Annotated in this window: 11 protein-coding genes and 1 tRNA gene; 5 read left to right on the forward strand and 7 right to left on the reverse strand. The window is 27.5% G+C overall.

Annotated elements, in window-relative coordinates:
- Nucleotides 1-285: 285 nt before the first annotated feature.
- A complete protein-coding gene (locus DRF75_RS00545) occupies nt 286-1,758 on the forward strand; it encodes a porin family protein (protein ID WP_045171408.1) in 1,473 nt (490 codons plus the stop codon).
- 233 nt (nt 1,759-1,991) lie between these two features.
- Nucleotides 1,992-2,711: a DNA polymerase III subunit epsilon gene (gene dnaQ / locus DRF75_RS00550; RefSeq protein ID WP_045171407.1), complete on the forward strand. Its 720-nt coding sequence runs from the start codon at nt 1,992-1,994 to the stop codon at nt 2,709-2,711.
- A gap of 173 nt (nt 2,712-2,884) precedes the next feature.
- On the opposite strand, the gene thiL is transcribed toward dnaQ, so the two are convergent.
- Nucleotides 2,885-3,829 (reverse strand): thiamine-phosphate kinase, encoded by a 945-nt coding sequence (gene thiL, locus DRF75_RS00555; RefSeq protein WP_045171406.1) that lies wholly within the window; start codon nt 3,827-3,829, stop codon nt 2,885-2,887.
- 164 nt (nt 3,830-3,993) lie between these two features.
- Between thiL and DRF75_RS00560 the strand changes: the two genes are divergently transcribed.
- Nucleotides 3,994-4,833 carry a YihY/virulence factor BrkB family protein gene (locus DRF75_RS00560; protein ID WP_045171405.1) on the forward strand — a complete coding sequence of 280 codons (840 nt, stop codon included), beginning with the start codon at nt 3,994-3,996 and terminating at the stop codon, nt 4,831-4,833.
- A gap of 118 nt (nt 4,834-4,951) precedes the next feature.
- Here DRF75_RS00560 and DRF75_RS00565 read toward each other — a convergent pair whose 3' ends face one another.
- The 3 genes from DRF75_RS00565 to DRF75_RS00575 form a co-directional block, all read right to left on the reverse strand.
- Nucleotides 4,952-5,299, reverse strand: coding sequence for a hypothetical protein (locus DRF75_RS00565; RefSeq protein ID WP_129992481.1), 348 nt, complete (start codon nt 5,297-5,299; stop codon nt 4,952-4,954).
- A gap of 135 nt (nt 5,300-5,434) precedes the next feature.
- Nucleotides 5,435-6,940, reverse strand: a complete 1,506-nt coding sequence (locus tag DRF75_RS00570) for a YifB family Mg chelatase-like AAA ATPase (RefSeq protein ID WP_045171403.1) — start codon at nt 6,938-6,940, stop codon at nt 5,435-5,437.
- A gap of 196 nt (nt 6,941-7,136) precedes the next feature.
- Complete coding sequence (locus DRF75_RS00575) at nt 7,137-7,751, reverse strand: RlmE family RNA methyltransferase (RefSeq protein WP_082020021.1); 615 nt, start codon at nt 7,749-7,751, stop codon at nt 7,137-7,139.
- Nucleotides 7,752-7,902: 151 nt separating this feature from the next.
- Here DRF75_RS00575 and DRF75_RS00580 point away from each other — a divergent pair.
- A tRNA-Pro gene (locus DRF75_RS00580) sits at nt 7,903-7,979 on the forward strand.
- Between the two features lie 725 nt (nt 7,980-8,704).
- On the opposite strand, the gene DRF75_RS00585 is transcribed toward DRF75_RS00580, so the two are convergent.
- Both DRF75_RS00585 and recO read right to left on the reverse strand, forming a co-directional pair.
- A complete protein-coding gene (locus DRF75_RS00585) occupies nt 8,705-9,271 on the reverse strand; it encodes a hypothetical protein (RefSeq protein WP_129992482.1) in 567 nt (188 codons plus the stop codon).
- A gap of 205 nt (nt 9,272-9,476) precedes the next feature.
- The gene (recO, locus tag DRF75_RS00590) at nt 9,477-10,211 is read right to left on the reverse strand and encodes a DNA repair protein RecO (protein WP_045171430.1); all 735 of its coding nucleotides are present in this window, start codon (nt 10,209-10,211) and stop codon (nt 9,477-9,479) included.
- Between the two features lie 310 nt (nt 10,212-10,521).
- Here recO and argS point away from each other — a divergent pair, with 310 nt between their 5' ends.
- Nucleotides 10,522-12,252, forward strand: coding sequence for an arginine--tRNA ligase (gene argS, locus DRF75_RS00595; RefSeq protein ID WP_045171401.1), 1,731 nt, complete (start codon nt 10,522-10,524; stop codon nt 12,250-12,252).
- 480 nt (nt 12,253-12,732) lie between these two features.
- Here the strand turns inward: argS and DRF75_RS00600 are convergent, their stop codons facing one another.
- The gene (locus DRF75_RS00600; RefSeq protein ID WP_129992483.1) at nt 12,733-13,308 is read right to left on the reverse strand and encodes a hypothetical protein; all 576 of its coding nucleotides are present in this window, start codon (nt 13,306-13,308) and stop codon (nt 12,733-12,735) included.
- Nucleotides 13,309-13,708 lie beyond the last annotated feature (400 nt).

Genomic DNA, 13,708 nt, shown 5'->3' on the forward strand with positions numbered 1-13,708 from the left:
CTGTTTTCCATTGCTTTAGATAGGTGTAATACATCTTATTATTTTCTCTCTATTTCTCTTTAAATTCTTTCTAAATATTTATCTAGATTTTTTGTTTGTATTCTTTTTATTATTATTTTGATAATTTATTTAAATTTATCTTGATCTTTAATAAAAAAATTTATATCTATTGTAATATTTTAATACAATTTATTAATGATATAGAGATTATTTCTTGACATTCTGTATTATACTTGATTAAGTATTGTTAATATATTTATTATAAAATTAATTTCGGTAATCTTTATGGAAAAGTTTTCGTTTGCTACTGCTTTTGTTTCTTTCTTGCTTTTGTATAATGTTGATGCTTTTTCAGTAGATGATATAGATCAAGATCATAAAACTCAGCAAAAATTGGTTAACGTTATAAAAAATAGTGAACATGTCAAGCAAGTAAGTTTATATCCATCAATGAAGGGATATCATAAGATAGATATAGGTGGTAAGATACTGTCTTATGCTTGGTTTACAAATCACTCGAAAAAAATACAAGATCATGGTGTAAAGTTAGATGGTATATTAAATATTAAGTCTATAAATAATAATGCTGATCTTGGAATTTATTATGGCGGTAATTTTCAAGTTGCAATACCTGCTGTGAAAAATAAGAATTTTATTCCTTCAATGAAAGCATATAATAGAGGTGCACAGTTATTTGTTGAATCTTCTTATGGAAATTTATCATTTGGATATCAAGAAGGTGTTGAATCAATAATGAAAATAGATGCTTCTAGTATAGGAGCTGGAGATAACAGTATTGCTTGGCTAGAATATACTGACTTATCAAGTATTAATAATATTAAATATCAAGTATTTCCTGGGTTATATAGTGAAAGTGTGTTTAATAGAAGTAATAGTGATATTATTTCTAAAGATAAAGATTTTATCAACAATTTACCTTTTAGACTATCTTATCAATCTCCAAGTTTTATGGGTGTAAGGTTTGGTGTTAGTTATGCTCCAACAGGTTATGATACTAGTTTATTTGAAAGCGTGAGTTCTCATACTATTAAGCAGTTTAAGTTTCCACCTTTATTGACTGACGAAATGGTGTCAGAATTGAAGGATCCTAATTCATTTAATGATGCCCTTGAAAAGTTAAGTAATCCTAGCGTTCAAGATGTTGAAGTGAACAGTATTGTTCCAGCTAAAATTGATTTTGTAGGAGCACACTATGAAAATATTATAAGTGCTGGATTATCTTATAGTAATTCTTTTAATGATATTGATTTTTCTGCATCTATTGTTGGAGAGTATGGGTCTAATAATGTTGATAAGTTAAAAAAATTATATAACACATATTCTTCTGCTGAAGAGTTAGCAGCTTTTGCTGTAGGCACATCTGTCACTTATCATAATGCTGTTTTCGCAGCTTCTTATGGATATTTAGGTAGATCTGGTTATATTACTGCTATTTATCCTGGAACTGTACCTTTTGAGCCTTATAGCAAAAATGATTATACTTATTATTGGAACATTGGTGCAAAGTACATATATAATAAAGCTTCTGTAAGTACATCTTATTTTAGAAGTAATAAGGTTGGTACTCAATTCTATGACTTTAGTTTAGGAGTTGATTATAATTTGTCTATCAATAGTAATTGTAAAGGACAATATAAAATTTTTGGAAACTATCATTATTTTAATGTAGATAACGAAAGTAGTAAAGTTAAACATGATGGTAATGTAGTATTATTGGGTGTGAAGTATGAATTTTAATATACTGGAATTTTATTGTGTTTTTGTATAATGAATTACTATAATTTATTTATATGTAGTATGCGTTAAATTATTAAATAGTTTAATACATACTACTTATTTTTTTAGATATTTTTTTATTTCATTATTTGTGCTTGTTCTGTGAAATTGATATTATTTTTAATTATGTGTTTTTGATTTGTATAAGGTTTTAATATCTATTTTTGCAGTGCAAAATATTGGTAGAAAAATATATGTCTTGTTATAAGGGTGTTAGAGAAGTAGTTTTAGATACTGAAACAACAGGATTAGATCCAGATGGTGGAGATAGAATAATAGAGATAGGTTGTGTAGAATTAATAGATCGTGTTTTTACTGGTAGGGTTTTTCATGAATATATTAATCCTGAACGTGATGTACCTTATTACGCAACAAAGATTCATGGTATTACTATTGATATGCTAAAAGATAAACCTAAATTTTCAGAAATAGCTGATAGGTTTTTGGATTTCGTTAATAGTAGTGTGTTGGTTATTCATAATGCTGGGTTTGATATTAAGTTTATTAAAATGGAACTTGATAAAATACAGAAAGATTATGATTCTGATTTTCAAGTTGTTGATACACTTATTTTAGCTAGGAAGAAATTTCCAGGAGTTTCATCTACTTTAGATGCTTTATGTAGAAGATTTAATATTTCTTTGCAAGATAGAAAGTTTCATGGTGCATTGTTGGATGCGACGTTACTGGGAAAAGTATATGTTCAATTAATGGGTGGGTTGCAACGATCTTTGGATTTTTCTTATAGTAATAATATCATAAATGCTAGTAATATGAATAATCAGTGTGAAGATGTAACTATAGAGCCAAGATTTTATGAAGTGAGTGAAGAAGAAATAAAACAGCATAAAATGCTGTTGGAAAAAATAAAAAATCCTATTTGGAATAATGTATTTTATGCGAAATCTGACTAGTGTTATTGTAATGTTGCATTTTATAATTATGAAATCTGTTTAGAGCGTTTTGTAAAGGTTATATAGCCATGGTGTAAATTATCGAATATGTTCACATGTTTAGAATATGTTTATGATTACTTAATTTGTGATAGTTGTTTATATATGTTTATTTATTCTATAAAATGCTTTGGTTATGCGAAATGGTTAAATCCTTTGTTGTTTAATGTAATAATATTTCTATTTTTGTCATAAAGTATTACAGAGTTTCCCGGTGTTATTTCTCCTATTTTGCTTATCTTTATTTTATTTTTGTAGGATATTTCTTTTATTATGTGAGAAAAATAAGGACTGGTTGTGAATATTAATTCATAGTCATCTCCTCCAGATAAGATGTTATCTATGTATTTAGGTGAGTTATTTATAATTTCTTGTGCTTCATTTGATAGAGGTATTTTATCTAAGTATATTTCTGCTCCTACTTGCGATGAGTGACAGATATGTTCAAGATCTTGTATTAATCCATCTGAAATGTCTATGCATGAAGATGCAATGTTATTAATACTAATTCCTAAGCTAATCCTTGGTTGAGGTATATCATATTTGTTTGTTAAGTTATTATAATTTTTTTTGATTATTTTTCTGTATATCAGTAATCCGAGTGCTGCATCTCCGATATTTCCACTTACATAAATAAAGTCTCCAATTTTTGCTTCTGATCTTTTTAATATATTACCATTACTAGTTCCAAATGCAGTAATGCTGATTATAATTTTATCTTCTTTGTGGGATGTTGTATCACCTCCTAGTAGCTTAATGTTAAATTCTTCGTGTTCTTCTTTTAAACTGTTGGTAAAATTTTGCCACCAGTCTTTAGTTATATTATAAGGTAAGACTAATCCTAAACAATATCCATAGGGTATAGATCCCATAGCTGCAATATCTGATAAATTGGATCTAATGGCTTTTTTTGCTAATATAGTTGGGTTACAATTCTTAAAAAAATGTATACCTTCTATAAGTATGTCTTTTGTTACTAATAATTTATTTGTGTGATCAATAATAGCAGCATCATCTCCTATTAATGAATCATTGTCTAGTTTATATATATAGTTTTTAATATATTCAAATTCCTTCATAGTATTGTTTTAAGTGTGTGATGTATTTTATTTAGTTAAAAATATGTCATTTGTTATAACATAGTTTATAGTATTAAAGTCTATCGTTTTTTCAAATTTGAATAAAAATTTTATATTTTTAATCTTTATGTAATTCAGTAATTTTTATTAAAGGCAATGAAAATATGTTAATAAGAGTGGCAAAGTGTTTTATTAAATGTGTATATTATGCAATGGTTGATGTGGTAAAGCATGATGGTATAGAACATGCTGGATATTTATCATTTATTATATTATTATCGATATTTCCTTTTTTGGTATTTTTGATGGCATTGGTATCAAATGTAGCTCAGTTGTTGAATTATTATGATATTAGCATTAGTGAAAAGTTAATTCTGTTAATTAGTGATAATGTGCCTAGTGAAATTATTTCAGGAATTATGCCAAGAGTTCAAGAAATAATATCAGGACCTCCCCACAGCTTATTAACATTGGCAATTATAGGAACGGTATGGACTTCTTCATCTGCTGTGGAAGGGATAAGAACTATCTTGAATAAAGCATATAGAGTTTCTAGCCCACCTTCTTATGTTTTTCGTAGGTTATTAAGTATTTTTCAGTTTCTTATGATTACAGTAACAATAACTATTGCTATGGTATCTATAATTTTACTGCCAGTTATTTATGAAATGTTAGATAAAAATTTGGCATATTTTAAATACGCAATTATTGAATTAATGTTGTTTATATCTATTGCTTTATTATATTTTATTGTGCCAAATATTAAGCAAAGTCTGATAAATGTTATACCTGGTGCAATATTGGTTACTTTTTTATGGACGTGTTCATCTTTTATTTTTACTTGGTATATAAAAACATTTCAACAATTGAACATAATATATGGTAGTTTGGCTGGCATTATTGCATCATTATTGTTTTTTTATATTTTAAGTATATTTTTTATATATGGAGCAGAGTTCAATTACAGATTAAAACATGCGCTTATGTATAATTTAATGATATAAGCAGTATATGATAGTAAGAGGTTCACATAAAATATTTGTACGACACTATGAAATTGCTATAATGTCGTACTTAGTATCTTCATATAATTAGACAGCTTGTATATATCTTAATGGGAGGCTACTGAACATGTTGGTGACTAGCATTTCTTCTCAATGTAAGACTATGATCATCACTATCCGTAAATGCTGACCTTGGCTCTGGCTCTTGTTCTTCTGTATTTGGTTGTTGGAATATTGGTAATGCACGTGATCCTACTAAAGAACCTATAGCTACTAAAGAAAATATTGCAGTAGATGCTAATAAGGCCAACAAGCTTCCAATAGATGGATCTGTGCCTGGGATTTTTGCATTAGATAAAATACTAGTTATTGTAATTCCAGTAGCAATTCCAGACAATAATGCCATTGCAGTAGAAAATACACCAATTGTATTAAGAAGTGCAGTTTGGAATTTTGAATTTTTCATAGTTGTTAACCTATAAATTAATTATTTAATCTAATATTAATTAATAATAAATGAAAAATCAAGAAAATACGTTAACTTAGCTAATAATATGTTAAATATATTATTAATTAGTTTATAATTTGTTTATTGAAAACTTTATATTCTTTTTATATATTTTTGTTTAGTATAAGATAATGATTCTGCGATATGGTTATATGATATAAATTCTGATAAAGCTAGATCAGCTATAGTCCTAGCAACTTTGAGAATTTTTATATATTCCCTTGCAGATGTATTTTTTTCTTGTAGTACATTTCTAAGAAGCTGCATTCCAGACTTATCTGGTATTAAAAATTTTGTTAACATATTTTCTGATATTGTTGCATTGTTAAAAGAGTTACCATAGCGAGTTTTTTGTAACTTTTGTGCAAGAATGACACGTTCTTTTATTATTTTTGAATTTTCTGATATTTTGTAATTATCGTGTGATAGCATATTTACGTATGGTACTTCTATATGTATATCTATTCTGTCATTTAATGGTCCAGAAATTTTATTTTGGTATTCAATTGCACATTTAGGTGCTTTAGAACATGCTTTTGATGGATCACCAAAGTAACCACATCTACATGGGTTCATTGCTGCTATTAATTGAAAATTTGCTGGATATTTTATATTAAGATTTGCTCTTGATATTAGGATTTCTTTATTTTCTAATGGTTGTCTTAAAGCATCTAATACTGATCTTGAGAATTCTGGTAACTCATCTAGAAATAGTATACCTTGATGAGCTAATGTAATTTCTCCGGGCTTTACGTATTTTCCTCCTCCTACCATAGCTGCTATTGATAATGAACTGTGCGGATCACGAAAAGGTCGTGTAGTTGATATTGAGTTATTACATTTTTTTGTGATGCTCTTTATAGTGTTTATTTCTATTATTTGTTCATAGGTTAAATCTGGTAATATTCCAGGTAGTCTTTTTGCTATCATTGATTTTCCAGTACCTGGTGGTCCTACCATTAATACATTGTGTCCTCCAGCTGCAGCAATTTCTAATGCTCTTTTTGCAATGGATTGTCCTTTTACATCCTTCATATCCAAATATTCTGGATTTTCTATAAGCAGTTTGTTACTTGTAGTTGGTATAGTCTCATTTTTATTAAAATAATTTATCAGTGATGTAAGATGTTTAGGTGATAATATTGGAATGTTTTTGATTAATGATGCTTCTTCTCCGTTGTTGTATGGACAGATTATTCCAATTTTTTGCTTTTGTGCACTTATAGCAGCTGGTAATACTCCTGAAACTGAAGTTATTGAAGCATCAAGTGCTAATTCTCCTAATATGATGTATGGCAAATCATTGATTTTTGGTATTATGCCAATTGTCATGAGTAATCCTACAGCAATAGGTAGATCATAATGACTTCCTTCTTTAAACAAATCTGCAGGAGATAAGTTTATAGTAATTCTTTGTGATGGTAATGATAAATTGATCGAATTTAATGCTGCTCTTATACGTTCACGAGATTCAGCTATTGCTTTATCTGGTAGTCCGACAATATTAAATGCTGGTATACCCTTTGCAATGTGTATTTGTACTTCAACATTTATTGTATTTATTCCATAGAATGCTACACTTTTTACTTGTGCTATCATAGTATATTTAATTTATTTAATTAATATAATATGTTATTAAGATATTTAATTAATCTTTTAATAATTAGTAGCAACTTTATATATCTATTGTTAGTTATGTAAAGTAATTTTTGCTATTTGTAGAAAATTTTAATAATATTTGTTAATGCTATGTATTAATGCAGCATTATCAGCATATTGTGTTTGTTTAAATCTATTACAAATCTTTTTTAAATCCTAATCCTACTAAATATATTTCTGATGAATCTTTTCTACTTGCTTTTGGCTTGAAATATTTTACAGATTTGAAATTAGATTTCATTGATTGATAAAATTCTTTTTCGTATTCTCCTTGTAAAATTTTGGTAATAAATGTTCCATTTTCTCTTGCAAATTTTATTACTATATCGAGTGACATTTCACATAAATTAATTATGTTTGCATGGTCAACTTGTTTATTTCCACATGCCTTTGGTGCCATATCTGATAAAATAACATCAAATTTTTTGTTATTAAATTTGCAGTTTAGTATTTCTATTTCATTTGAAATATCGCATTTAATAAATGTAACATTAGGAATTGCATCCATATTCTGGATATCTACAGAGAATACTAAATTATTATTGCCATGTGAAACTTTTTGTGCTGCAAATTGAGACCATCCACCAGGAAATGAACCTAAGTCAAGTACATATTGTCCTTTTTTAAATATAGAAAACTTGTTGTCCATTTCTATAAGTTTAAATGCAGACCTGGACCTATAGCCTTGTTTTTTTGCTAATGCAACGTAAGGGTCATTTAATTGTCTGTGCAGCCACCTTGTGGAAGAAATTTTACGTCCTTTAGCAGTCTTTACAATAGTAGATATATGCTTATTATTTATTATGTTAAAGTAAAATGATAAATTATTTTTATTGAATAACAAGAATTATTTTATTGATATAATATGTATTCTTGGTAGGATAGTAATTGAATGTTTTTTCCGGAGCGTAGCGCAGCCTGGTAGCGCACTTGGTTTGGGACCAAGTGGTCGGGAGTTCGAATCTCTCCGCTCCGACCATTTCTTTCTTAATTATCTATGTTGTAATAACGTATTTTATTAATATTGTTTTTAGTATATTTTAATTCTTTGATATGTTACTATACAGTATGGTTTGTTATAGCAATAAGTCTCTTAAAAAATTACAAGTTAATATATAACTACTTGGTGTAGGTATAAAAATATAGAATGTTGTCTTATATTTCAGTTATTTTAATTTAATGCTTATAGTAAGTGGCATCTTAATTTTTTTTTATTAATATGTGCTGATTTATAGTATTCTTGAATGTTATATTATGTGCATTATTTATCAATGATAATACTAACTATGTTTCCATATAGTTAGATTGTAGAGAAAAAGCTGTCATTTGGATATTCTTATACTGAATATCATACCTAGCTGTACTTAGTATGGTTCTATAGTGTGAAAGTTTGGCTCATAAGAACTGTATTAGTTTTGTGAAGAATTACATATTAGTGGACAGTGAATTTTTTACTGAAATATGTGAGTAATTATGAGAATTATGTGTCAGTAATTTCTACATTAGCTTTTCTTAAATTTTTTACATAGATAATTATTAAAATTACTTATTTAATGAAAATATAAATGTGAAGAATCATATAGCAATTATATTAAGTATTGTAGTTTATGATGAGTAGTAACTGAAATTTTGTAATAAGCTAATTTATTGTAATTCATAATGTGTTTAAATGTGCTGATATAAATAAAATGTACTTTATAATTGTTAATGGAAATCGTGATCATATTGAGCATTTTGTTGTGTAGCTGGAGTAGGGCTTGGAGATCTTTCATGATGATATTCTGGTTCCTGCTGTAATGCAGCTTCATCTAATCCATGACCTGCAGCAGCAGTGACATCTTGATCTGCATGAGGATAATTATCTGGAGCATATGGATCATCAGGATGTACAATTTGCATATCATCTGGATCTTCCGATCCTCCAGCAGCAGCTACGTCATCTGCACTGCCTCCAGTATCACCACTGCCAGTAGCATCTCCTGATTGTGGGTCTGGTAGTAATTTAGGCAATCCAAAAATATTTTTAGTCATTTCAGATCCAAAAACTACTGTGGTTGGCAAATTCATACCTAAAGAGGTAACAGAAGCAAGTAGATTTCCTGTTGCACTGTCAAGATAGCATGGTACATTTTTATAAAACCAAGCAAGAAATACCATAACTGAAAATACAGTTTCTTCATCTTCTGGTGGACCACTAGCAGTTTGCTGTTGATGTAAATAGGATTGTAAAGCGGATACATTTATCCCACCACCTCCTTCATTCCCGTCCATAATCTAACCACTGTATAAAATAATTTTAATCTATGATTATATTGTATAATTGTAAATATATTTTTAATAAGTACATTTTTTTAAGCTATTTAAATAAAACTTATATTAATTCAACATATAAAAATTAGTAGATATGTAGTTAAAGTGAAATTTGTTATTGAATTGTTAGAAAAGTGTTTTCGGTGATTATTAAAAATGTCAAATGTTAGTCTTGTAAATCTATAAGTTTAATTATTTCATCTCTATATTTTATTAATGTTGTATTTTTTTCTGTTAGAAAATGTTTTTTTAAAAAATATCCTATTACATTGAGGCTTACCTTAAAATCTGTTTTAGAGTACTTGTAAGTATAGTTATTATACACGTTATATAATAGTGGAGGTAAAGGTAATAAGCTTTTTTGATATGGTAATCCAACAGTTTGTGATATTGCTTTTCCGGTTTTTGGTGAAATGAATATTAGGTTTTCATTTGTATTGTTTACTGCACATTGTGATAAATCTAGTCCAAATCCTAATTCTGATAGTAAAGTTAATTCTAATGTAAGATATTTAATTTGCCAATTAATATCCTTATTTTGTACTGAATTCATGAAAATATCTAAATAGTTATAGATGGTATAATTTTCTTCATTTTCTGGTAATACTTGATCTAGTATGGCAGTAAAGAAAGCTATACACATTGTTTTAAGATTGTTGTGTATGTAATGGTATAAAGTTGATTTAATTAGTTCGTATTTAAAGTAGCCTAAATTACTTATTAATTTTGCGCTCCATGTTACATTAACATAATCTCCTATTTGTAATTTTTGAATTGTTTTGTTGTGGTATCTTGCTAATCCTTTTTTTAATCCGTGTTTTTGTGTAAAAATAGAAACTATGGTTTTATCATCACCGTATTTTCTTATTGCAATGACTATTCCTTGGTCTTGCCATCTCACACTAAAACTCATTTAATTATAATGAATATACTATCATACATGTGAAAGTAAAATTTGGAATATATAAATCTGTTGTAAGAAAGGTGATTTACCAATGGCTTATAGCATTGGGTAAGTTATTTATAATTAAATAACTTATTTTAATATTTGTAATATTTAAGAATGATTTTAATATTTTATACTTATAGTAAATAATTTAATAGTTATTTGATTTTTGTTAAGCTATGAATCAATAAAATAATATATATGCTTGCTTTTAATATTGTAAGAAAGCTGTATAATAGGTGAAAATTATAAGAGAATGATATAGATGAATTTGATTAATACAATTAAAGATTGCATAGTTGAAAAATTGCATGTGTTAAGTGCTAAGAAATTAATAGTATTAGATGATGTTATATTGAGTAAGTTAATAGTTGATTATCCTAATAATCATGATCATGGAGACTTATATACCAATGCTGCTTTAATTTTAAGCAAGTATGTTAAAAAAGATCCATTGGATGTTGCGGAAATATTACTGCGTGAGCTTTCTAATATTAAAGAAATATCCAATATTAGTGTTGTAAAGCCGGGCTTTATCAATTTCAACCTCTCTCTTTATGTTTGGTATGAAGTAATATCTTCTATTAATATGTTAAAGGAAGATTTTGCTAATATTAATATAGGAAATGGTCGTAAAGTTAATATAGAGTTTGTTTCTGCTAACCCTACTGGGCCAATGCATATAGGGCATGCTCGTGGAGCTATATTTGGTGATGTATTAGCAAACTTATTATCAAAAGTAGGGTATCAAGTTGTTAGGGAATATTATATAAATGATGCTGGTACACAAATAGATGTGTTGGTTGAATCTGTATATTTGAGATATAAAGAAGCTGCTGGTCAGGATATTGTTATAGGTAGTGGGTTATATCCAGGATTGTATTTAAAGGAAATAGGGCAGCTTTTATATGAAAAGTATGGTACAGACTTGTTAGAAATGAGTTCTGCTCAGAAAATGAAGATTATACGTGATATATCTCTTAAACATCTTCTTGATCTTATAAAACAGGATCTTGCATTACTGGGAATTAAACATGATGTTTTTACATCGGAGGCAGCATTGCTAAAGAATAATGTTGTGGAAAAATGTGTTAATCTTTTGAAGGATAAAAAACTGATATATTATGGTGTATTAGATCAGCCAAAAGGAACAGAAAATCATCATTGGAAGCCTAGAACGCAAATGTTGTTTAAATCTACTGATTTTGGAGATGATGTGGATAGAGCGTTACAAAAAGTTGATGGTAGTTGGACTTATTTTGCAAATGATATAGCATATCATTTTGATAAAATATCACGTGGTTTTCAACATATGATATTGGAACTAGGATGTGATCATGTTGGATATGTAAAAAGGTTAAAAGCTGCTGTGAAAGCATTAAGTGATAATACTGCCACTATAGATGTAAAGTTACATAATATTGTGAATTTCCTTAACAATGGAGTTCAAGTAAAGATGTCAAAAAGATCTGGAGAATTTCTTACTATCAAGGATGTTATAGAAGAAGTTGGTATAGATGTAGTAAGGTTTATCATGTTGACTCGTAAAAGTGATGCAGTTTTGGATTTTGATTTTGTTAAAGTAGTTGAGCAATCTAAAAATAATCCAATATTTTATGTACAGTATGCTCATGCTCGTGTTTATTCATTAATGCGTAATGCTCCAAACATTTTAAAAATAGAAGATACTGATTTTTCTGTATTATCTTCAAAAGAGGAAATATTATTAATTAAGTTATTAGCGAAATGGTTAAATGTAATTGAACTGTCTGCAAAAACTGCAGAGCCGCATCGTATAACTTTTTATTTGATAGAAATTGCTGAAACTTTTCATATGTTATGGGGTTATGGGAATAAGGATGTAAACAGACGTTTTATAGTGGATGATGATATAAATCTTACATCTGCGAGAATATATTTAGCTAAAGCTGTAGCATATATTATTAGCAGTGGATTAAAGATATTTTCTATAATTCCTTTAGAAGAAATGAAATAGTACAAATGTGTACTTAATTTTGTACATAAAATGTATTTAGGTATATCAACATTAGATTTTGATAAGTAAACTACAGGTTATAATACTATCGACAGAAAAGTGAAAAAAAAAGTAAACCATTATTTTTGTATCTGTTAATAATTAACAAATTTAACAGGAATTAAACTGAGTATAACTGTATAAAATTACTAATTCATATATTTCAAGAATATAATCAATTGATATTACTTAATAATTCATAATTTTTAAGAATAACTAATATGAAAATTGTTTATATATACAACACATAATATGTAAAAATTTTTTGCAAAATTATATAATAAACGTATTTTTGATCAATTTTGGTTTTTAAAGTTTATTTATATAATACTATGTAAGCAGTTATATTAAATAATTATAGTATTATGTTAAATATGAGATTTAATTGATTGAAAATATGTGTTTTTAATAGTAAAAAAATAATAGTGTAAGTGTAATTTTCTAGAAATGCATGACATATGTATTAGTACCAGTAGATTGATTTACTTGTGTCTCTTCAAGTACTGTATTTTTATATTCAGTATGAAATAGACTTCCTTCATCATTAAAAAAATCAAACCTATATGTACGAGGTGTACTAATATTACGTACAGTTTTTATGTGATTACTAAAATCATTAAAGAGAATCTTTGTATTTTCTTCATATGATAGATCGTTGCGTATAATACCAGCAGATACTAAGTTTGCATTATTAAGAATTACACCTCTTTTTACTAAGGTTCCTAATGAATTATATTCTAAACCAAGAATTATATACGTCTTCTCATTACGCTTGTTTTTACCATATAAACAGTGTAGAGAGATTGGTAGAGTTATACTACTTACTGTAAAACATTGTTTAAATGTTGCTCCATGCAACTGATGTAAAGCTACATTATTACCTGGATGTGTTGAGGTTATTGAGAAATCAGGACTATTATAAGTTATAGTATATTCGTCTTTTGATTTATCATAAGTACAGATATTTGTGGGATATAAGGCAGGTGTATTTCCATCAAAGAGTAATATTAATTCCATTATGTTTTAATTATTTTACAAACACTATGCATAGTATATCATTACTGTATTGATATTGTCAATTTTTACTAATATTATTAAGATTTTATAGTTAAAATTTATTTTAACCAATGTAACATAAGTAAGAGTCATTACATAACGAATATTGCCTAAAATGATCTACATTAATTGGGCTTAAAACAGTACGTTTACATTTGTAATAAAGGAACTACCATCCTGTTATTGAAAAAAATCAAAAATGTTTATACTGTTTGAAAATTTCTATATTTTAACGTATATATGTTTCTACAGCGGAACGAATATTGTGGTAGTGATGATAAGAAAGTAATGCTGTTGGTATGAAAGATAAAAAATATTAACTACCTATCGTTAAGATTGTATCTTCTGAACATTGTGCAAT

Source organism: Ehrlichia minasensis, assembly GCF_004181775.1.
In the GTDB taxonomy this organism is placed as follows: domain Bacteria; phylum Pseudomonadota; class Alphaproteobacteria; order Rickettsiales; family Anaplasmataceae; genus Ehrlichia; species Ehrlichia minasensis.

Coding starts and splice junctions, on each gene's coding strand:
- DRF75_RS00545 (WP_045171408.1), top strand. CDS start 286: ATGGAAAAGTTTTCGTTTGCTACTGCTTTTGTTTCTTTCTTGCTTTTG.
- dnaQ (WP_045171407.1), top strand. CDS start 1,992: ATGTCTTGTTATAAGGGTGTTAGAGAAGTAGTTTTAGATACTGAAACA.
- thiL (WP_045171406.1), bottom strand. CDS start 3,829: ATGAAGGAATTTGAATATATTAAAAACTATATATATAAACTAGACAAT.
- DRF75_RS00560 (WP_045171405.1), top strand. CDS start 3,994: ATGTTAATAAGAGTGGCAAAGTGTTTTATTAAATGTGTATATTATGCA.
- DRF75_RS00565 (WP_129992481.1), bottom strand. CDS start 5,299: ATGAAAAATTCAAAATTCCAAACTGCACTTCTTAATACAATTGGTGTA.
- DRF75_RS00570 (WP_045171403.1), bottom strand. CDS start 6,940: ATGATAGCACAAGTAAAAAGTGTAGCATTCTATGGAATAAATACAATA.
- DRF75_RS00585 (WP_129992482.1), bottom strand. CDS start 9,271: ATGGACGGGAATGAAGGAGGTGGTGGGATAAATGTATCCGCTTTACAA.
- argS (WP_045171401.1), top strand. CDS start 10,522: ATGAATTTGATTAATACAATTAAAGATTGCATAGTTGAAAAATTGCAT.
- DRF75_RS00600 (WP_129992483.1), bottom strand. CDS start 13,308: ATGGAATTAATATTACTCTTTGATGGAAATACACCTGCCTTATATCCC.